This window comes from Brucella sp. HL-2 (genome assembly GCF_025846885.2).
GTDB lineage: Bacteria > Pseudomonadota > Alphaproteobacteria > Rhizobiales > Rhizobiaceae > Brucella > Brucella quorumnocens.
In genome coordinates this window covers 335,920-357,177 of sequence record NZ_JAOYTK010000001.1, presented here as the reverse complement: position 1 = coordinate 357,177, position 21,258 = coordinate 335,920, and the positions used below count along the sequence as shown (strand labels likewise).

The window sequence follows — 21,258 nt, the reverse complement described above, 5'->3', positions numbered from 1 at the left end:
GTTATTATACTATGATAATATCACTACTTTAATAGGATGATTAAGCATCGCAGATTGTCGCCAGAACAACAAGGAGACCATCTTCATGCGAATTTTTCTTACAGGCGCGACGGGCTTTATCGGTTCGCATATCATGCCTGAACTTATCTGGGAGGGCCATGAAGTACTCGGCCTCACCCGCTCCGATGCTGGCGCTGAAAAGCTCATAGCGGCCGGAGCAGAAGCACATCGCGGTGATATCGAAGACCTCGAAAGCCTGCGTCGAGGTGCTGCTCAATGCGATGCCGTCATACACACCGCGTTCGACCATAACTTCGCGAACTTTCAGGCCAACTGCGCGAAGGATCGTCGCGTGATCGAAGCCCTTGGCTCTGCGCTTGAAGGGACTGAGCGCCCGCTCGTCATAACCTCAGCCACCGCCATGGGAGCGGCAGTTCCTGGTGAACCTGCTGTCGAAAGTCACTTCAATCCCCATCATCCCAACCCACGTGTGGCTTCAGAACTAGCGGGATATGAGCAGTTGCAACGCGGCGTCAATGTATCCGTTATGCGGCTTTCGCAAATCCATGACACACGCAAGCAAGGCCTTGTCAGCGAACTCATCCCGCTTGCGGTCGGGTCCGGGGTCTCAGCCTATATCGGCGAAGGCGCCAATCAGTGGTCGGCAGCCCATATTGATGACACTGCGCACCTCTACCGGCTTGCGGTGGAGCGGGCGGAACCGGGCGCGCGTTATCATGCCACAGCCGAGCAAGGCATTGCGTTCCGCGCGATTGCTGAGGCCGTCGGCGCAGCGCTCAATCTACCGGTGGTATCACTTAATGGGCAGGAAGCGGCTGAACACTTTGGCTGGCTTACAGCATTTGTCAGCAAAGATATGTCGGCGTCAAACACATTGACACGCGAGCGGCTCGGCTGGAATTCACTCGGACCCGGATTGCTGGAAGATCTGGCGCAATTGGAGCGATGAAATAAGAAGAGTTATATGCTTCCAAAATGAAAGCGCCCCGGAGGGAACCGGGGCGCCACGCGGCTTTTAAGGGGGAGAGGGAGGAAAAAAGCCGCGGAACCGGGCCGTCAGGCCTGGTATCAGATGATCAGAAGGCCGGCCAAAACCGGCCTTTTGAAATGCGTTTATGGCAGATTACGCGCATCGTCCGGCGTCATATACATCGGCATCATGTTGGTATCGAGGTGATGCATGACCCAGATAGAACCAGCAAGCACGATGGCCAGAATGATGACCGTGAAGATCAGCGCGAGGATGTTCCAGCCATTTTCCGACTTCGGGTCAAGGTGCAGGAAGTAAACCAAATGCACCACGATCTGAACAGCAGCCATACCGATGACTATTGCTGCAGTTGTTGCTGGCGTAAAGTAACCGTTCATCGCCAGCATAAACGGAACGATGGTGAGAATGATCGCAAGAGCCAAACCTATCAGGTAGGACTTCAGGCTGCCATGTGCGGCTTGATCGTGTGTTTCGTGTCCAGAGCTCATCACAATACACCCAGCAGATAGACAAGGGTAAAGACGCCAATCCAGATGATGTCCAGGAAGTGCCAGAAGAGGCTCAAGCACATCACGCGCGTCCGGTTCTTTTCAGTCAGGCCGTCACGCAGAAGCTGGGCCGAAAGCACCAGAATCCAGACCAGACCTGAAGTAATGTGGAGACCGTGCGTTCCGACCAGCGCAAAGAATGCCGAAAGGAATGCCGAGCGGCCCGGACCTGCACCTTCAACGATCAGGTGATGGAATTCATAGATTTCCATGACCAAGAACGCTGCACCGAGCAGGAAGGTAACGCCCAGCCAGAACAGAACACCTGCACGGTTATTCCTGTACATCGACAGCGTCGCCAGACCATAGGTCAGGGACGACGCCAGCAGCAGCATGGTTTCAGTCAACACAAACTGCAGGTCGAAGAGTTCACGGCCGGTTGGGCCGCCCGCGAACTGATGCGCCAGAACGGCATAGGTTGCAAACAATCCCGAGAAGAGAACGCAGTCGCTCATCAGATAGATCCAGAAGCCGACCAGCGTGGTCGACCCTGCATCATGATGATCTTCGTGAGCGGGATGCTCGTTTCCGCCCTTGAAAGGGCCGGTAGTCGTAACGGTCGCGCTCATGGATCAGGCCTCCTGAGCATTCAGTTGCCGAGTATGTGCGTCTTCGACGCGCTGTACTTCATCGGCCGAGACATAGAAGTCTCTGTCATTGTTGAAGGAGTGGGCGATAGCAACTGCGAAGACCGCGACAAACGATGCAATTGCCAGCCACCAGATATGCCACACCATTGCAAAGCCAAATGGAATGCACAGGATACCGATGATGAAGCCTGTTCCGGTGTTCTTCGGCATATGAATGCGAGCGAACTTTTCGGTACGACGAACATAACCGTTCTGTTTCATATCCCACCAGCTGTCGTGATCACGCACGTGCGGAACTTCAGCGAAGTTGTAGAATGGTGGAGGCGAAGAAATCGACCACTCGAGCGTACGTCCAGTACCCCAGGAGTCGCCATCAACGACGCGCAGTTTTTCACGATCGCGAATAGAGATCATGATCTGGAGAACCTGGAAGACGATACCAAGCAGGATGATTGCAACGCCGATAGCGGCAATGATCAGGTAGATGTGCCATGCCGGATTTTCGGTGTGGTTCAGACGACGGGTCATACCCATCAAGCCGAGCACGTAGAGTGGCATGAACGCCATGATGAAGCCAACGAGCCAGCACCAGAACGCCTTCTTGCCGAGACCTTCATGCAGCTTGAAGCCGAAAGCCTTTGGCCACCAGTAGATGAGACCGGCAAAGCAACCGAACAGAACGCCCGAGATGATCACATTATGGAAGTGGGCGATCAGGAATACGGAATTGTGCAGCACGAAATCTGCAGGCGGAACAGCAAGCAGAACGCCCGTCATACCACCAACAACGAAGGTACACATGAAGCCGATGGTCCACATGACCGGCGTTTCCATGCGGACGCGCCCCTTATACATAGTGAAGAGCCAGTTGAAGACTTTTGCACCTGTGGGGATCGAGATGATCATGGTCGCAACGCCGAAGAAAGCGTTTACGCTTGCACCGCCACCCATGGTGAAGAAGTGGTGAACCCAGACGAGGAACGACAGAATGGTGATGGCAACGGTCGCATAAACCATCGACGCATAGCCAAACAGGCGCTTGCCCGAGAAGGTCGCAATGATTTCGGAGAAAACACCGAAGCAAGGCAGAACCAGAATATAGACTTCCGGGTGTCCCCAGATCCAGATGAGGTTGACATACATCATCGGATTACCGCCACCATCATTGGTGAAGAAGTGGAAATCCAGATAACGGTCAAGTGACAGCAGGGCCAGTGTCACAGTCAGGATCGGGAACGCAGCCACGATCAAGACGTTCGAGCAGAGTGCGGTCCAGGTGAAAACCGGAACCTGCATCATACCCATGCCGGGAGCACGCATCTTAATGATGGTGGTGATGAGGTTCACGCCCGAAAGCAGCGTACCCATACCGGAAATCTGCAGGGCCCAGATGTAATAATCCACCCCGACATCTGGACTGAACTCCTTGCCGGAAAGTGGCGGGTAAGCCAGCCAGCCAGTTTTCGCGAATTCACCGATACCGAGAGAAAGATTGATCAGGATCGCACCAGCAACCGTCAGCCAGAAGCTCAACGAGTTGAGGTATGGGAATGCCACGTCACGCGCACCGATCTGAAGCGGTACGGCAAAGTTCATCAGACCAACAATGAAAGGCATTGCCACGAAGAAGATCATGATCACGCCGTGAGCGGTGAATATCTGATCGTAATGGTGCGGCGGTAGGAAGCCTTCATTGGCGCCCGAAGCCAAAGCCTGCTGGGCACGCATCATCACAGCGTCCGAGAAGCCGCGGAACAGCATCACGAAGGCCAGGATGATGTACATGATGCCGATGCGCTTGTGATCGACAGAGGTCAGCCAGTCGTTCCACAGAACGCCCCACTTTTTATAGTAGGTAATGGCTGCGAGAATAGCGAGCGCCCCACCAGCTATCGCGGTCAGTGTGACCATGATGATAGGCTCGTGATAGGGGATCGCTTCGAGCGTAAGTTTTCCGAACATTTCTATTCTTACTTCGATTGGAGTGCGATCAGCAGCTTAGCCCCGGACAGAACATCGGGGCTAAGCTGCATCGGCAAATCAGTTTTCAAGCTGCGTAAGACGCTGCGGCTGGATGGCGCAAATGATGTCATTTGCCCACAGGCTGAAATCGACCGGCGATGACTTGCGTAGATTTGCGCGAGCGGCTTGAGCCATCTGGGCCTGATGCATCTGATCATCAAGGCAGACGGACTTGCCGTCCCAGCAACGGTTCACGATGTTATGAAACAGTGCCTTGTCATTATAGGCAAAGTGCTGAACCGGAGACTTCTCGCTCGGCTGAACGAGCGAAGCATAACGCTCACGCGACAGTTCCTGACCCGAGGCCTTGGCATCGGCGATCCATTTGTCAAAGCCTGCCTGATCAACAGAATGAGCCTTGAAACGCATCTGGGCAAAGCCCTGACCGCTATAATTGGCGGAAATACCGTCAAACACACCTTCATGATCGGCAATCAGGTGCAGCTTGGTCTGCATGCTTGGCATGGAATAGACCTGACTACCGAGCTGCGGAATGAAGAAGGAGTTCATGATATTGCTGGAGGTTAGCTTGAAATTGACCGGCACACCGACTGGCATTGCCATTTCATTGACCGATGCAACACCCTGATCCGGGTAGATGAACAGCCACTTCCAGTCGAGTGCAACAACTTCGACATTGATCGGCTTCACATTGGATTCCAGCGGACGATAAGGATCAAGCTTGTGCGTGGCGATCCATGTCACTGTACCAAGAACCACAATGATGGCGCATGGAATAAGCCAGACTGCAGCTTCAATCTTCGTCGAGTGATGCCAATCTGGCTTGTATTCTGCCTTGTCGTTGGTGGCACGATACTTCCAGGCGAAGTAAAGGGTCATAAAGATGACCGGCAGCACGACGAGAAGCATCAATCCAGTCGCAAAAAGCATGAGATCGCGTTCTGCCACACCGATCTCTCCCTTCGGAGAGAGCAGGACCTGGTTCTCGCAGCCGGCGAGGAACGCCGTGAGGGCCAAGACGGCGAACGAAACGATCGTCCGGGGGGTGCCGTGTTTCATTTGTCTTTCCATCCTGCGCGCAGAGCTTTTGCTCTGGTGCATTCGTCATTTCCTAGATTTCGGTAAGTTCTGAAAATTTCAAACGTACCGTTATAACGAATAGTTCCGTTTGTCACGCGTCAGACCAAAAATGTATTGGATCGAAATGTCGCGGCTGCATATGCAATGTGAGTCATAATCGCCCCACCCGGAATCAAATTGGATAAAACCAATTCCCGTCGGTGGCTCCCTACAAGTTCATCTCTGAATTTTCAAGACGATATTCAATGTTAAACTGAAAGTGATTAAACCTTACTCGAAAATCAAATATATAGAATTCATGAAGATTAAATAATACTAATAGAGTTTATTCAAATTAGCGAAGGTTAATAAGTTCAACATATAACAGCTTCGACATTGCCTATAACATAGCGATGCAAATAACTCTATGCATTTCGCTTCGCATTGGACTCTAGAGGGCTCTTCAATCTGATTGAATCAGATCAGCGCTTTAACGTTTTATTTTAACGCGCATCTTTTCCGAAACTGTTTCACACTTTTCGGGGTGCGCTCAGATCGATTCCAGTTCGTGTTTTGATGTTATAGGTTACACTTGCAGGAATATGATCTAACGGAACGCTTATGATTTTTGGTAATTGGCCGATTGAAGAAACTGAAGGAGCGATGCTTGCTTATGCAATTGCTGCAGGCTCCCACAGCTTTCGAAAAGGCACTCTGCTCACACGCGATCAGATCAAGATACTAGGACAGCAAGGCATCACGCATGTTTTTGCCGCGCGCCTTGAGGAATACGACATTGGCGAAGATGAAGCGGCTCTTGCTATCGGAAAACTGCTGATTTCAGACAATATAGAGCCGGGCAAACCTGTTACTGGTCGTATAAATCTCTTCGCCCGTCACGACGGACTGTTCCACGCAGATGCGACAGCCATCGACAAAATCAACCTGCTCGATTCACGCATTTCGGTCGCAACCTTGCGCAACGATTGCCGCGTTAAAGGCGGCCAGATGGTGGCTACGGTTAAAATCATTCCCTTTGCCGTCCCGGCAATGCTGATCGAGAGCCTCCACATCTTACAAGGCGGGCAGAACGTTCTTGATGTCAGATCATTCAAGGCGACGAAGATTGGGATGATACAATCTCAATTGCCCACCATACGTGACACCGTTCTCGACAAAACAACGGAGTTGATTGCCAAACGCGTGGAGCGCAATCACGGCTCAGTCATAAAGGAGTGTCGTGTTGCTCATGAACAAGATGCAATAGCAAAGGCAATCGACGAACTTCTTTCGTCCTGCGATGTGGTCCTGATCTTCAGCGCCGCTTCAATCGCAGACGCAGCTGATATTGTTCCGCGCTCAATCGTGGCGTCTGGCGGAGAGATTTTGCGCATAGGAATGCCGGTTGATCCGGGCAATCTTCTCGTTCTGGCACAGTGCCGCACCAAACCTATCGTCGTCGCCCCCGGATCAGCGCGCAGTGCTCGCGAGAACAGCCTCGACTGGGTTCTGGATCGCCTGATGGCAAACATGGATCTTACTGCAAATGATCTTGGGAAAATGGGCGTTGGAGGGCTTCTGCTTTAAAGCTGCCCTCCGAAAAGCGTGAAATAGCTTTCTGAAAACGCTTAAGCGTCGTAGTCGAACACAAGAATGCCTTCGATGCCATTTTCGGCAAGTTCGACAAGCCTTGTTCCAACAATCACGTGGTCAGGGTGAGGAAGATAGGCATTGCGCGCTGCTATATCCGCAAAATCGACGACAAAGCCATGCCGGAAACCCTTCTCCAGAGCTTCAGGACTGACATTCCCGCCTGTGCTGACGGCAACAATGCCATCAATCTTATCCCGCAGCGCGATAACCTGATTAAGCGCATCCTCAATATCACCAGACCCGATATCAGACCTGAACCGAATAAGAACGATGTGGCGTATCATTCGTTACCTCCCCATGAAATATCGCGCCACATTATGACGCATCGCGGAAACTGTGAAACGATTTTCAGGAAGATATGTATGAAATCAAAAGCCATAGGCAGGAGGAAGTTTTCATTCCCGATTTCGAACGGCTCCGGTTAAGAGTGAATCGTTGGGGCTGCGTCTCACTCTTTTTCGTTAGGTAGTTTCGAACGAAAGCCGCACCACTCCCCCTGAAAGGGCAAATGCGGTCAAAGTCCAGTGTGTCGTTTCCAAAACGAAAAAGGCCGGGCTGAACCCGACCTTCCGCTTTCATTCTGGTTGCGCCAGTACATCCGTGGTCGCATTGCCGAATGAATTCCCGATACATAGAGAGATTTAGCACCCCACCATTTCAAGATTGTGACAATCACAAACATTCCGCCTGATTGCCTAAGGTATTTGCAGCCAAAACCAAACAGGCTGATAGTTCAGCTCTTAACAAATTGCTCGCCCTTGGAGCGGGGTTCGCTCTCAATCAATGAGATCAACGCTCCAATTGTTCGCTTTTGCGCGCATCTTTTCCGAAAACCGTTTCACAGTTTTACGGATGCGCTTAAATCAAACTGCTTCCGATCACGCTGCCATTGGCGTGTGCGTCGGTTCCTGATGGTTGTATTCCCAAACCTCGATCAAACACTGCCGCATCAGATCAAGATCCACCGGACCAATCCGGCTTAGTACGAGATCCAGCTCATCAGGCTCCACACCTCTGTTGAGAAGCTCAACGATTGCCTCGGTCAGAACTCTTTTGTCGTCAAATCTATAGCGCTGCATAAAACCTGCTCCGCTAATTGCCCCATTATGATACAGACAGACTAAACCAGTATGGTTAACCGAAGCTTACCTTTTGATAACCATTCCGGAAAAATCGGCCCCCGCTTGTTGGTTCATTTTCGTATTGATTAGTGATACCAAACCTAAAAATGCCCCTATTAAATAAAATCAAAATATATTTTTATAACAACAATATTGCGCCTTATTCTTACTACATAGATTGAGGAATCCAAGCAAAAAACAATTTCGCCCTTCATTTAATCATGTGCTTTTAAATGAAAACCATGAACTTCTTCAAAAGTCATGCATCATGGTCTTTAAACCGCATGCGCTTGCCCGGCCTCCTGATCCTAATCGGAGCAGGTTTTCTGGGCGGCTATCTTGTTACGATTCAATATAAGGGTAATGTCCATACAATCATCGCAGGACAAGCCTATCGCTCCAATCAGCCAAATCCGTCTCGTATCACTCAGCTGCAAGCACTTTATGGCATCAAGACGATCATAAACCTGCGCGGCGCTGAGCCTGGCGCAAAATGGTATGATGAAGAGGTTGCAACTTCCAAGGCCCTCGGCATTCAACACACTGATTACGCGATGTCGTCCAGCCGACAATTGACGGCCGAGCGAACACGCGAACTCATCACGCTCATGCAAAAAGCTGAAAAGCCGATCCTTATTCATTGCAAAGCGGGATCCGACAGAACCGGCCTCGCCGCAGCGCTCTATGTAGCGGCCGTCGCCAAAGGAAACGAGCGCAAGGCCGAAGGCCAGATGTCAATCGTTTACGGTCATTTCGGCGTTCCATTCAGTCCGACTTATGCAATGGAGCAGAGCTTTGAAGCTATCGAAGCTGAACTTGGCTTTCCCGGTTCCTGAAAATCGAACGAAAATTGGGAAGCGCACTGCGAGCCCAAAACAAAAACGCCGGGGATGAACCCCGGCGTTTTCTGTTATTTCAGACAGAGATCAGTCGAGACCGACGATCTTGCCATCCGACCACTTGAACACGTCGAAGCTTGGCGAAGACAGATCGCCCGTTTCGCCGTAAGTCAGCTTGCCGATAACCGTTTCGATTGGCTGACCGTCACGAAGAGCCTTCGCAACTGCTGCTGAATCGTCAGTCGTACCGGCGCGTTCAATACCGCTCGCAAGAACCTGAACAGCGGCATATGCATTCATTGTGAATGCTTCGACCGGAATGTTCTTGGCTGTCAGCGCATCAACAGCTTCCTTCGAAGCCGGGTTTTTGGTCGCATCAACGGCGTTGGTGAAGAGCGTGCCTTCAGCATTGGTGCCACCGATGGCCCAATATTCGGTATTGGACAGGCCTTCGCCGCCGAGGATCAAAGCTTTGAGGCCCGCATCATGCAGCTGACGGGACAGAAGACCGCCTTCACCATGATAGCCGCCGAAGTAAACGATTTCGGTTCCGGCGGCTTTCAGCTTGGAGACGAGCGCGCTGAAGTCCTTGTCGCCTGGGGTAACCGAATCATATTGAACTTCGGTGATACCGCCTTTGTTGATTGCAGCCTTGAAGGAATCTGCGAGACCCTTGCCGTAAGCGCCCTTGTCATGAACGATTGCGACCTTCTTGTCTTTGAAGTTCTTCAGGAAGTAGTCGGCCATGACATCAGCCTGCTGGTCATCGCGGCCGCAAGTGCGGAACACGTTTTCCAGACCACGTGCGGTCAGATCCGGACCCGTTGCGGTTGGCGTAACCATCAGAACGCCGTTTTCCGAGAAAACGTCGGAAACAGGAATTGCCACGCCGGTCGTGACCGGACCCACAACGAACTTGATGCCGTCGCCAACGATCTGGTTGGCAGCCGAAACGCCCTGCTTTGGTTCACCGGCGTCGTCAGCAAACTTCAGAACGATTTTTTCGCCCTTAATCCCACCCTTCGCATTGATGACTTCAACGGCGGTTTCCGCGCCCTTCTTGACCTGATCGCCATAAGCAGCAACCGGACCGGTAAGCGGCGCAACAACGCCAATCGTGATATCTGCATAAGCGGCACCGGCGAAGCCGAGTGTAGCGGCGAAAGCCACGCTGGAAAGCAGTTTCAGATTCATTCTTTTTCTCCTTTGGTGAGGCCTCGTTTTTTCCCGATGACCTCAGACAACCCATGCCGGTCAAATCTCAGCGCGCTTGCGCTGCCGAATTACCGGGCCCTCCCTTTTTTTCATCGTACGATCTCAAAGGGTCAATCCAAAAGCACGCCGCACCATCACCCTTTTCAGGCGCCAGAGCCATAATATTATCCGAAATCGCACCTGCTCTTTCGGAATCATGCTCCAGAATGGGAGCGAGCTTTCATGATGTAATAAGAATGCATTTCCGGCTTCCGATTGCAAGGGGCCAAGTGCCCGCAACTACAACGAAAATCGGCCTCCCAATAAATGCCTACCCTCCTCTTTTCCATGATGGTGAAAGCTTCGCAAAAAAGGCCGCGATCCCCTCGGCGGCCTCTGGCGTTTCCCATGTATCGGCAAGGCTGGTGAGCGTCATTTCGATCACTGCTTCATCAATCGGCGCGCCGAGTGAATGCACCAGCCGTTTTGAGGCCGCGACCGCTGCCGGGGCCGTCGAGAAATAGGGTTTTATCTCAGCTTCAATCGCTGCATCGAGACTCTCGAATTCGACCACCTCGTGCAGCAAGCCCATATGCCTTGCTGCTTCTGCATCAAACAGCCGTGCCGAGGTGAATGTGCGCAGCGCATGCGCCTGACCGATGCGAGCCACCACATAGGGGCTGATGGTTGCAGGAATAAGTCCTAGTTTGGTTTCCGTCAGCCCGAAGCGTGCGCCGGTCAAACCAATCGCGGCATCGCACACGCTGATAAGGCCAACACCGCCGCCATAGGCTTGCCCGTTGACGCGCCCGATCAATGGCTTTGGCAGGTCGCGCAAGGCTTTCAGCATCAGCGCCAGCTTGCGCGCCGCCTCAATACGGTCCGCGCGCGATGCATTCACCTGTGCCTGCATCCAGCCAAGATCGCCGCCAGCACAAAAACTTGCGCCACTGCCCGTCAGTACCACGATACGCACAGCATCATCATTTGCCAGTCGAAGCGTTGCGTTTAGCAGCTCATCGATCATCAGATCGGAAAGCGCATTATGCTGCTCAGGACGGTTCAGCGTCAGTTTCGCGACGCCGCGCTCATCGACAGCAATGCGGATCGTCTCAAAGCCTGTCATGCCGCCCTGTCCTGCCGTAGCGCCTGTGCGAACAACGCGGCTGATCGGAGCCTGTCGATATCAAGGCCGGTTTCAAAACCAAGTCCATGCAACATCTCGGCGACCAATAGCGTATCGACGTTGCCCTTGGCACCTGGTGCAAATGGACAGCCGCCCAAGCCTCCGACCGAAGCGTCGAACACGCGCAAGCCTTTCTCCAGACTGACGCGAATATTATCAAGCGCCCGCCCATTGGTGTCATGGTAATGACCGGCAAGACTGTGTGCAGGAGCGATGTTCAAAACTGCATCAAGCATTGGTATAACCGTTTCCGGTGTTCCTCGACCGATTGTGTCGCCGAGACTCACTTCATGACAGCCAAGCGAAAAGAGCTGTTCCGTGACATCAGCCACTGCCTGCGGGGCTGTTGGACCATCATAGGGGCATTCCACCACGCAGCTTACATAGCCGCGGATAGCCAGACCGTCATTGATGGCAGCCCCAATAACCGGTGCAAGCCGCTCGATGCTTTCCGCAATCGTGCAGTTGATATTGACCTTGGAGAAACCTTCGGAAGCCGAAATGAAAACGGCAATTTCATCGACACCAGCAGCGGCTGCCGCTTCATAGCCCTTCATATTCGGCACCAGTGCCGAATAACGAACGCTGTCGGCACGGCGGATACCAGCCATGACGTCCGAAGCATCTGCCAGTTGTGGCACCCATTTGGGGCTGACGAAACTCGTTGCCTCTATACGGGAAAATCCGCAATCGGAAAGCCGGTCGATCAGCGCGATCTTGTCACGAGTCGGCACAAAACGTTTTTCATTTTGCAGGCCGTCACGCGCTGCCATTTCGACGATTTCCACGTGCTCAGCCATGTTCTTCCTCCAGTTCGATTAACAACGCACCCTCGTTGACCTGATCGCCCGCAGCAACGCTTACAGACGCGACCTTGCCATCACGCGGCGCTGTCAGTGAAAGCTCCATCTTCATGGCTTCCATCGTGACCATCCTATCGCCTTTGGCGACGTTGGCTCCTTCGACAACCGAAACCAGCCTTATCAATCCGGGCATCGGCGATAGAATGCGGCTTTCGCCTGAAGCTTCCTCTTGCCCACTGACAGACTGCACATGATGAAATATGGTGTCGTAGCCTTCAAACTGCACGGTTACATCGTGACCGATACGCAGAACAGACGCCGCAGCAACGCGGCCATCAATAGCAAACCGAACCAGACCATTGTCGTACGAGCAGACTTCGAGACCGCCAAAGACGAAGTCGAAATGCCTACTGCCTTTGATGGTGAAGCGCACCAACTGGCGCTCGCCGTGATGATCGAGCAGAACCGAATGCGATGCATCACCCCACAAACGAAAGCCCGGCAGGCGCGCCCAGGGATCGCTTTCTTGCGGTGCATTGAGAAGATCGAGCGCACCGAGTACAGCCAGTGCGAAAGCAATCTCGGAAGGCTTCTCGTCCCTGAACAGAACGGCCGTCTCACGTGCAATCAAGCCAGTATCGACATCGCCTTTACGGAAAGCCTCAAGCTTGCAAAGATCGGACAGGAACTGCCGATTGGTGACAAGTCCGGCGATACGAGTTTTGCCCAGCGCTATATCGAGCCGGTTCAGCGCCTCGTCGCGCGTTGCTCCATGGGTGATAATCTTTGCGATCATCGGATCGTAGAACGGCGTGATCGTATCACCCGTACGCACACCTGAATCGACACGTGCATTTTCCGGCGGTGCAAACAGTGCAAGCTTGCCTGTTGCGGGCAGAAAATCGCGCGCCGGATCTTCCGCATAAAGCCGTGCCTCGAAAGCCCAGCCATTGATCGTAAGCTCGTCCTGACGTTTCGGCAAAGCTTCGCCTGATGCCACACGCAACTGCCATTCGACCAGATCAAGTCCGGTAATTGCTTCCGTCACAGGATGCTCAACCTGTAGCCGCGTATTCATTTCCATGAAAAAGAAGCGGTCGGCGCGAAGTCCTTCCGACACATCGGCGATGAATTCCACCGTACCCGCACCACTATAGCCAATAGCTTGTGCGGCCTTGACCGCAGCCTCGCCCATCGCAGCGCGCATCTCCTCCGTCATACAGGGGGCAGGTGCTTCCTCGATCACCTTTTGGTGGCGGCGTTGCAGCGAACAATCGCGCTCAAACAGATGCACGGCATTGCCAAAACTATCGCCAAAGACCTGTACTTCGATATGGCGCGGCTTGGTCATGTATTTTTCGACCAACACCGCATCATCACCGAACGAAGCTTGCGCCTCGCGCCGAGCGCTTTCAAGTGCAGTTGCGAAATCCGCGCCCTGATCGACACGCCTCATACCCTTGCCGCCGCCACCAGCCCGCGCCTTGATGAGCACCGGATAGGTGATTGCATCAGCCTTATTTTTAAGAAAAGCGCCGTCCTGATTGTCACCGTGATAGCCGGGCACGACAGGCACACCTGCTTTTTCCATCTGCGCCTTGGCGGCGTCTTTTAAGCCCATGGCGCGGATGGCTTTGGCCGAAGGGCCGATGAAGACAAGCCCCGCGGCCTCGACTGCGTCCACAAAGCCTGCGTTTTCAGACAAGAAACCATAACCCGGATGGATGGCTTCTGCTCCGGTATCCATGGCAGCTTTTATGATCGCTTGGATATTGAGATAGCTTTGCGCGGACGGTGCCGGGCCGACATGCACCGCCTCATCGGCCATTTCGACATGCAGCGCATTCGTGTCTGCATCGGAATAAATTGCGACAGTGATAATGCCCATTTTGCGTGCGGTGCGGATAACCCGGCAGGCAATTTCTCCGCGATTGGCAATCAGTATCTTTTTGAACATCTGATCGCCCTCACATTCTAAACAGGCCGAAACGCGTCAGCTCAACCGGCGCATTCAGCGTTGCAGAGAGTGAAAGACCGAGCACTTCGCGGCTCTTGCGCGGATCGACAATACCGTCATCCCAAAGCCTTGCCGACGCATAAAGCGGGTGGCTTTGGCGCTCGAACATTTCCAGTGTTGGGCGCTTGAACTCCGCTTCTTTCTCTGCCGACCAGCTACCGCCGGTTCGTTCAATCCCATCACGCTTGACTGTTGCCAGCACGCCTGCCGCCTGTTCGCCGCCCATCACCGCGATGCGGCTGTTCGGCCATGTCCACAAAAAGCGCGGCGAATAAGCCCGCCCCGCCATGCCGTAATTGCCCGCGCCATAGGAGGCGCCAATCAGCATGGTGATTTTGGGCACATTGGCGGTCGCAACTGCCGTCACCAGCTTGGCACCGTTCTTGGCTATGCCTTCGGCCTCATATTTTCGCCCGACCATGAAGCCGGTGATGTTTTGCAGAAAAACCAGCGGAATATTACGCTGGCAGCAAAGCTCGATGAAATGCGCGCCCTTGAGTGCTGCTTCAGAAAACAGCACACCATTATTGGCGATAATGCCGACCGGCATACCGTAGACGCTGGCAAAACCGCACACAAGCGTGGTGCCGTAGCGCGCCTTGAACTCATCGAAATCGGAACCGTCGACCAGACGTGCGATCACCTCGCGCACATCATAGGGAATGCGCGTATCGGCGGAAACGACGCCCAGGATTTCTTCCGGGTCATAAAGCGGGGGAGCGCCGTCGCCTCTTGGAATGAACCCGCGCTTTTCGCGGTTGAGATTAGCAGCAATCGCACGCGCAATTTGCAGCGCATGCGCATCGTCATTGGCCAGATGATCGGCAACGCCGGAAAGCCTTGTATGCGTGTCACCACCGCCGAGATCTTCCGCGCTCACCACCTCTCCGGTTGCAGCTTTGACCAACGGTGGACCCGCCAGAAAGATGGTGCCCTGATTGCGCACGATCACTGTCTCGTCGCTCATGGCAGGCACGTACGCGCCGCCTGCCGTGCAAGAACCCATGACCACGGCGATTTGCGGAATGCCCGCCGCCGACATTTGCGCCTGATTATAAAAGATGCGCCCGAAATGATCGCGATCCGGGAATACCTCATCTTGATTAGGTAAGTTCGCACCGCCTGAATCGACCAGATAGATGCATGGAAGGCGGTTTTCGCCAGCGATCTCCTGCGCCCGCAGATGCTTTTTCACGGTGATAGGATAATAGGTGCCGCCCTTCACCGTCGCATCATTGCAGACGATCATGCATTCGCGACCCGACACACGCCCGATGCCGGTGATAATGCCGCCTGAAGGCGCTGCACCCTCATACATGCCGTGAGCTGCTGTCAGCCCTACTTCCAGAAAAGGCGAACCAGGATCAAGCAATTGCGCGACGCGGTCACGTGGCAGAATTTTCCCCCGCGAAACATGGCGTTCACGCGCTTTCTCGCCGCCACCATCGATGGCAAGTTGAGACGCTTCCGCTACGACATCGATCGCCGCCAGCATCGCCTTGCGATTGGCTTCAAAAGTGGTGCTGCGGGTCGAGATTTCTGATTTCAGAACCGGCATCAGCGGGTCTCCTGAAAGAGTTCCCGTCCAATCAGCATGCGGCGGATTTCCGATGTGCCTGCGCCGATTTCATATAGTTTTGCATCCCGCAGCAGACGCCCGGTCGGATAATCATTGATATACCCATTGCCGCCCAAGGCCTGTATCGCCTGCAAAGCCGTTTGCGTAGCGTTTTCTGCGGCGTAAAGAATACAGCCTGCCGCGTCCTTACGCGTCGTCTCGCCACGATCACACGCAGCTGCCACCGCATAGACATAGGCGCGCGAAGCGTTGAACAGCACATACATATCGGCAAGCTTGCCCTGCATCAGCTGGAATTCGCCAATCGGGTGGTCGAACTGTTTACGCTCATGAACATAAGGCATAACCACGTCGAGACAGGCTGCCATGATGCCAAGCGGTCCACCCGCCAACACCACGCGCTCATAATCCAGGCCGGACATCAGCACATTGACGCCCTTGCCCACCTGCCCAAGCAGATTTTCAGCCGGAACTTCACAATCCTCAAACACCAGTTCGCAGGTGTTGGATCCGCGCATGCCAAGCTTGTCGAGTTTTTGCGCTGTCGAAAAACCCTTAAAACCTTTCTCAACGAGAAATGCGCTAATGCCGCGCGAACCTGCCGCCAGATCGGTCTTGGCATACACCACCAGCACATCGGCATCAGGACCATTGGTAATCCACATTTTGTTGCCGTTGAGAACGTAACTTTCGCCGCGCTTTTCAGCGTGCAGCTTCATCGAAACAACGTCAGAGCCAGCCCCCGGTTCGGACATGGCGAGCGCACCGACATGCTCACCGGAAATGAGTTTTGGCAGATATTTTGCGCGTTGTTCGGGAGAGCCGTTACGCTTGATCTGATTGACACAGAGATTGGAATGCGCGCCATAGCTCAGGCCAATTGACGCCGACGCGCGGCTGATTTCTTCCATGGCAATACAATGAGCGAGATAGCCCATACCAGCACCGCCATAGTCTTCAGGAGCGGTGATCCCAAGCACACCAAGCTCACCCAGTTCACGCCAGAGATGCATGGGAAATGCGTTGTTGCGGTCGGTGTCGGCAGCAAGCGGCGCAATGCGGCTTTCCGCAAAACGGCGCACAGTATCCCGAAGGGCTTCGATCTCCTCGCCAAGACCGAAGTTCATGCCCGATGCAAACATACTCGTCCTCCACAAGTTCTGCCCGGCTGCTGTTTTTAAGAACAGCTATGTTCCGGTCAGAGTGTCCCGTGGCGATCAAATAGGCAATGGGTTTACGCGGCGTTCTGTGGCTATTTATTACCCTATAACGAAATTATCTTTCGCTGTCTAATCCTGCTCAAGATCGACAAGATTGCGATAAAGTTCCAGTGCTTCCGGGTTTGCCAGCGCTTCCCTGTTTTTCACATCGCGTCCGTGCACAATGTCACGTACGGCAAGTTCAACGATTTTTCCAGACTTAGTACGCGGAATATCTTTGACCGCCACGATCTTCGCTGGCACATGGCGCGGCGTAGCACCTGTGCGGACTTTCGTCTTGATGCGTGCTTTCAGATCATCGTCAAGCGCAACACCCTCAATCAACCGCACGAACAGCACCACGCGCACGTCATGATCCCAATCCTGCCCGATGCAGAGCGCTTCCACGATCTCCGGCATCTGCTCTACCTGATTGTAAATCTCCGCCGTGCCGATCCGCACACCGCCTGGATTGAGCGTCGCATCCGAACGGCCATGAATGATGATGCCATCATGCGCGGTCCATTCAGCGAAATCGCCATGACACCAGATATTGTCGAAACGCTCGAAATAAGCCGCCTTATATTTCTCGCCGCCCGGGTCATTCCAGAATTGTAACGGCATAGAGGGGAAGGCTTTGGTGCAGACCAGTTCGCCTTTTTGCTCACGTACCGGCTTACCATCGTCGTCCCACACATCGACAGCCATGCCGAGACCCGCGCCTTGAATCTCGCCTTGCCACACTGGCTCGGTCGGCACACCGAGTACGAAGCAGGAAACGATATCCGTACCGCCTGAGATTGACGCCAGATGCACGTCCTTCTTGATCCCCTCATAGACGAAGGCAAAGCCTTCCGGCGACAAGGGCGAGCCGGTGGAGGAGATTGTCCGCAGTGCGGAAAGATCATGCGTCTCGCTGGGCTTCAATCCCGCCTTCGCTACAGCATCGATGAACTTGGCCGACGTGCCGAAATAGGTCATGCCTTCGGCTGCCGCATAGTCAAACAATGCGTTCCCATCAGGATAGAAGGGCGAGCCGTCATAGAGCAACAATGTTGCGCCGGTGGCGATGCCTGACGCCAGCCAGTTCCACATCATCCAACCGCAAGTAGTGAAATAGAAGAAGCGGTCACCATCCCGTATATCAGCATGAAGCCGCAGCTCTTTCAGGTGCTGCAACAACACGCCACCTGCACGATGCACGATGCATTTTGGAATTCCGGTCGTACCCGAAGAAAACAGGATATAAAGCGGATGATCGAATGGCTGGCGGGTGAATTCGACCTCTTTTGCCTTGATTGATGCAAGTGCATCATCAAGCGCAATGCCCCTCTCGGCTCGGCTTGCAACAGCTTCTGCCTCACCAAGATAGGTCACGATGACGGATCGCTTTAATCCCGGCAACTTCGCCGTCATTTCTGCAATCTTGTCGGATACGTCTATGCGCTTGCCATTGTACCAGTAACCATCGCAAGCGAAGAACAGTTTTGGCTCAATCTGACCGAAGCGGTCCAGCACACCCTGAACGCCAAAATCCGGCGAGCAGGATGACCAGACAGCACCAATCGACGAAGCCGCCAGCATGAGAGCCACGGCTTCCGGCATATTGGGCATCATACCCGCGATACGATCACCGGGCTTTACCCCTTCTGCCAGCATAAATTGCTGGAGCTTAGAGACGAGTGCATGAAGGTCATCCCATGTCAGGCGGCGCTCGACCTTGTTCTCCCCACGAAAGACGATTGCTTCAGTCTCGCCTTTCTTGTGCAGGAGGTTTTCTGCGAAATTGAGCATGGCTTGAGGGAAAAATTGCGCCGTACGCATATGGCCTTCGTCGATAAGAGCTATCTCGCCACGTTCACCAATTACATCGCAGAAATCCCAGAGCGACGTCCAGAAACCGGCACGATCATCTACGGACCAGCAATGCAATGCCTGATAATCAGCAAGTTTCCGACCTGTCCTCTCCTCTGCCTGCACGCGAAACTTCTCGAGCGCGCTTGCCGCGATGCGCCTAGCATCGGGTTGCCACAGCGGATGGATGTCAACGGAAATAGCCTCTTTAATCATCATTCCTCCCAGAATCATGTGAAGCTGAAAACCGTCTTCCGGTCAGCTCCAACACGAATTTCTAAAAGAGACTTGCCGCCTCGTCCATGCCTTTGCTGAGAAACATATTTTCTTGATGCAATGCGATGTTCTTTACAAAGGTCAGGCGGTTCCCTCTGGAAGCGGCAACTTCGTAGATTCATCTTCTTGGTTTACCCACGCATTAATACGCATAACGAGCCAGCGATTGATTGGGTTTTCAAAAAGGTGCCAAGCGACAACTGCTGCCAGAAGGCTTGCCGAAACACCACCACCGATCAGCAATATTGCCCCCATTGTGGTCTCTCCCCAATGTTGCGGAATGGCATTGAAAAAGACAAGCCCTACGAGAGGATGCAGAATGAAAATGCCGAAGCTGTATCGGGACAGCGTCACCAGTGGACGAAGCCGCAGCGGCGTATAGATATTCTCTATGGCGGCAAGATAAAGCACGTAAAGGCAAAAATAGAGAAAGGCCAAACGCAACGGACCCTCCAGCGTGGCCGGCTCGCCTGCAACGCTTTCTGGATGATAAAATAGAAAGATCATCAGACAAGCAGCGAGCGCAATCTTAATTAAGATTGCTGGAACTTTATGGTGCGTTTGCCGTGCAAGCCACATTCCAAAGAGGAACGACGGCAGAGCGCGTAAAACGCCAATATCAGCAAACTGAATACGAGTGATCGACAATACATTCAGCTTCTGCGCCAGATATTCCCCGCCCATCACAGCAACGATGATGACGATGAGGATCAAGCCTCCAAGACGGTGGCACAGAATGTCGAACAGCGGAAAACAGAGATACATTAAGAAGAGCGCGCTCAGCGACCAGCTGACGTAATTATAAGAAAGTGTTCTTCCGAGCCCCCAATCGTGAATAAGCAGCAATTGCGTGAGCCCATCCGACAGGCTCATATTGGGTTCAGCAGTAGGATGAAGCAGACCGGTGGCAGTGAGGACAGACAGAAGCGCAAAGCACGCAAAGGTTATTGCGTGTAGCGGATAAATTCGCGCCAGACGCTTTCCGACAAAGCCAATATAATGGCGCCTATTCCATATATAATTATCTCGACGTGCAAGAAACAATCCAGAAACAATAAAAAAGACATCGGTAAAATAAGAGAATGTTAATATAAGCTCTTGCAGGTGATCGCTCTTCACGGGAAGCCGGAAGGAAAAATGAAAGATTGCGATTCCCAAGCACAGAAGAAACCGCAAACCGTCGAATTCAGCAATCCTCTTCATTCAACGTATCACTGACAATTGTTTCAATGAAACTTCAGTAGCAATATTGAGTGAAAAGTCGAGCGAAACTTAATATTGGTAAATATGAAACCAAATCAGGTTTTTCTGAATGTTTTTGTAAATCTAACATCACTGGGGATTTTGGTGGAGCCAAGCGGGATCGAACCGCTGACCTCTTGCATGCCATGCAAGCGCTCTCCCAGCTGAGCTATGGCCCCATCCGGCCTCTTTCGAGGTGGGCCAGACAGGAATTACTGTCTGGTGTGGCGGCTTATTAAATGGCTCGCTACAGAAGATCAAGAGCTAAATCACAACTCTTTTGGTATCTGCCAAAAATAATTTGCCGATTATGCTCAAGCTGCCTTCAAGATAGGCCAAAGCCGCAAAAAGAAATATTAAAACGCAACAAGGCGGCCCAATGAGCCGCCTTGTTGAAACTGATCCGTGAAGACCGGATTAGACTTCTTCGTCGTCACCGCCGACGCCGCCACCCAGAATACCGGATACGTCGTCGTCTTCGTCTTCCTCTTCTTCGAGGAATGTATCGTCATCATCGTCGCCAAGATCGACGTCGTCGTCGATTTCCGGCAGATCTTCGCCGCCCTTGGCTTCGTCGTCCGCATCCTCGAGAGAAACGAATTCTGGCTTTTCCAGTGCGGTATCCAGCTCTTCGGCTTCTTCTTCCTGTTCGGCCGCACGGCTTTCCGCTACAGTCGCTTCAAAATACGACCGTGGGTACGAAATGCCGGTGTAAGGCGAAACAATCGGGTCGCGATTGAGATCGTAAAACTTCTTGCCCGTTTCCGGATCGATGCGCTTGGTACCAAGTTCAGATTTTGCCACGTTTAGCCTCGTGAGTTTTTATCCCTGTCGTGCCTGTGGCACTCCACGCCTCTTGTTGTCCCCGTCGCGCCTGCGACGTTTTAGGCCGCTTGTTCATCCGGGTCACAAATTCATTCAAACCACGTCTGCTACGCTTACATGCTTTAAGCTCGCCATTATACTCCAAACCTTCAGTTGGTGAGGAGAAGGCGTGAAGCGCGCCTTACGGTGTTGTTCGGTGCATAAACGCAATTTGCAGCTTTTGTCAAAGCTAAAGACTCATTCTGCTCTCTTACAATGCCTCAAATCACGCATTGGCG

18 protein-coding genes and 1 tRNA gene are annotated in these 21,258 nt (G+C 53.1%); 3 read left to right on the top strand and 16 right to left on the bottom strand.

The genetic code is table 11. The annotated features are described in order from the left end of the window. The first annotated feature begins 85 nt into the window (after positions 1-85). Positions 86-970: an SDR family oxidoreductase gene (locus OIV19_RS01720; protein ID WP_264230501.1), complete on the top strand. Its 885-nt coding sequence runs from the start codon at positions 86-88 to the stop codon at positions 968-970. A gap of 164 nt (positions 971-1,134) precedes the next feature. On the opposite strand, the gene cyoD is transcribed toward OIV19_RS01720, so the two are convergent. The 4 genes from cyoD to cyoA form a co-directional block, all read right to left on the bottom strand. Then, positions 1,135-1,500 carry a cytochrome o ubiquinol oxidase subunit IV gene (gene cyoD, locus OIV19_RS01715; protein WP_095445819.1) on the bottom strand — a complete coding sequence of 122 codons (366 nt, stop codon included), beginning with the start codon at positions 1,498-1,500 and terminating at the stop codon, positions 1,135-1,137. Continuing rightward, positions 1,500-2,129 carry a cytochrome o ubiquinol oxidase subunit III gene (gene cyoC / locus OIV19_RS01710; protein WP_095445818.1) on the bottom strand — a complete coding sequence of 210 codons (630 nt, stop codon included), beginning with the start codon at positions 2,127-2,129 and terminating at the stop codon, positions 1,500-1,502. Before cyoC ends, cyoD begins: the two co-directional genes overlap by 1 nt. Before the next feature lie 3 nt (positions 2,130-2,132). Next, a complete protein-coding gene (gene cyoB, locus OIV19_RS01705) occupies positions 2,133-4,112 on the bottom strand; it encodes a cytochrome o ubiquinol oxidase subunit I (protein ID WP_264230500.1) in 1,980 nt (659 codons plus the stop codon). A gap of 78 nt (positions 4,113-4,190) precedes the next feature. After that, entirely contained in the window at positions 4,191-5,192 is a 1,002-nt protein-coding gene (gene cyoA, locus OIV19_RS01700; RefSeq protein ID WP_095445817.1) for a ubiquinol oxidase subunit II, read from the bottom strand. A gap of 621 nt (positions 5,193-5,813) precedes the next feature. On the opposite strand from cyoA, the gene OIV19_RS01695 reads away from it, so the two are divergent. After that, positions 5,814-6,779, top strand: coding sequence for a molybdopterin-binding protein (locus OIV19_RS01695; protein WP_095445816.1), 966 nt, complete (start codon positions 5,814-5,816; stop codon positions 6,777-6,779). Positions 6,780-6,820: 41 nt separating this feature from the next. Here OIV19_RS01695 and OIV19_RS01690 read toward each other — a convergent pair whose 3' ends face one another. Both OIV19_RS01690 and OIV19_RS01685 read right to left on the bottom strand, forming a co-directional pair. Further along, positions 6,821-7,129: a Dabb family protein gene (locus OIV19_RS01690; protein ID WP_095445815.1), complete on the bottom strand. Its 309-nt coding sequence runs from the start codon at positions 7,127-7,129 to the stop codon at positions 6,821-6,823. A 594-nt stretch (positions 7,130-7,723) separates the two neighbouring features. Beyond that, positions 7,724-7,924: a hypothetical protein gene (locus tag OIV19_RS01685; protein ID WP_095445814.1), complete on the bottom strand. Its 201-nt coding sequence runs from the start codon at positions 7,922-7,924 to the stop codon at positions 7,724-7,726. 284 nt (positions 7,925-8,208) lie between these two features. Here OIV19_RS01685 and OIV19_RS01680 point away from each other — a divergent pair, with 284 nt between their 5' ends. After that, the gene (locus OIV19_RS01680; protein WP_498831025.1) at positions 8,209-8,802 is read left to right on the top strand and encodes a tyrosine-protein phosphatase; all 594 of its coding nucleotides are present in this window, start codon (positions 8,209-8,211) and stop codon (positions 8,800-8,802) included. 90 nt (positions 8,803-8,892) lie between these two features. Here OIV19_RS01680 and OIV19_RS01675 read toward each other — a convergent pair whose 3' ends face one another. The 10 genes from OIV19_RS01675 to OIV19_RS01630 all read right to left on the bottom strand — a co-directional run bounded on the left by OIV19_RS01675 (position 8,893) and on the right by OIV19_RS01630 (position 20,959). Beyond that, positions 8,893-9,999, bottom strand: a complete 1,107-nt coding sequence (locus tag OIV19_RS01675) for an ABC transporter substrate-binding protein (RefSeq protein WP_095445812.1) — start codon at positions 9,997-9,999, stop codon at positions 8,893-8,895. Positions 10,000-10,330: 331 nt separating this feature from the next. After that, on the bottom strand, positions 10,331-11,125 hold the full coding sequence (locus OIV19_RS01670; protein ID WP_264230498.1) for a crotonase/enoyl-CoA hydratase family protein: 795 nt from the start codon (positions 11,123-11,125) through the stop codon (positions 10,331-10,333). Continuing rightward, on the bottom strand, positions 11,122-11,985 hold the full coding sequence (locus tag OIV19_RS01665; protein WP_264230497.1) for a hydroxymethylglutaryl-CoA lyase: 864 nt from the start codon (positions 11,983-11,985) through the stop codon (positions 11,122-11,124). The genes OIV19_RS01670 and OIV19_RS01665 overlap by 4 nt, the downstream gene beginning before the upstream one ends. Then, positions 11,978-13,945 carry an acetyl-CoA carboxylase biotin carboxylase subunit gene (locus tag OIV19_RS01660; RefSeq protein WP_264230496.1) on the bottom strand — a complete coding sequence of 656 codons (1,968 nt, stop codon included), beginning with the start codon at positions 13,943-13,945 and terminating at the stop codon, positions 11,978-11,980. The genes OIV19_RS01665 and OIV19_RS01660 overlap by 8 nt, the downstream gene beginning before the upstream one ends. A 10-nt stretch (positions 13,946-13,955) precedes the next feature. After that, entirely contained in the window at positions 13,956-15,563 is a 1,608-nt protein-coding gene (locus OIV19_RS01655) for a carboxyl transferase domain-containing protein (RefSeq protein ID WP_264230495.1), read from the bottom strand. Further along, a complete protein-coding gene (locus OIV19_RS01650; RefSeq protein ID WP_264230653.1) occupies positions 15,563-16,711 on the bottom strand; it encodes an isovaleryl-CoA dehydrogenase in 1,149 nt (382 codons plus the stop codon). Before OIV19_RS01650 ends, OIV19_RS01655 begins: the two co-directional genes overlap by 1 nt. Positions 16,712-16,873: 162 nt before the next feature. Next, entirely contained in the window at positions 16,874-18,856 is a 1,983-nt protein-coding gene (locus OIV19_RS01645) for an acetoacetate--CoA ligase (RefSeq protein WP_264230494.1), read from the bottom strand. Positions 18,857-18,994: 138 nt separating this feature from the next. Beyond that, complete coding sequence (locus OIV19_RS01640; protein WP_095445806.1) at positions 18,995-20,116, bottom strand: acyltransferase family protein; 1,122 nt, start codon at positions 20,114-20,116, stop codon at positions 18,995-18,997. 142 nt (positions 20,117-20,258) lie between these two features. Beyond that, positions 20,259-20,334 (bottom strand) — tRNA-Ala (locus tag OIV19_RS01635). Positions 20,335-20,572: 238 nt separating this feature from the next. Next, positions 20,573-20,959: a TIGR02300 family protein gene (locus tag OIV19_RS01630; protein ID WP_095445805.1), complete on the bottom strand. Its 387-nt coding sequence runs from the start codon at positions 20,957-20,959 to the stop codon at positions 20,573-20,575. Positions 20,960-21,258 lie beyond the last annotated feature (299 nt).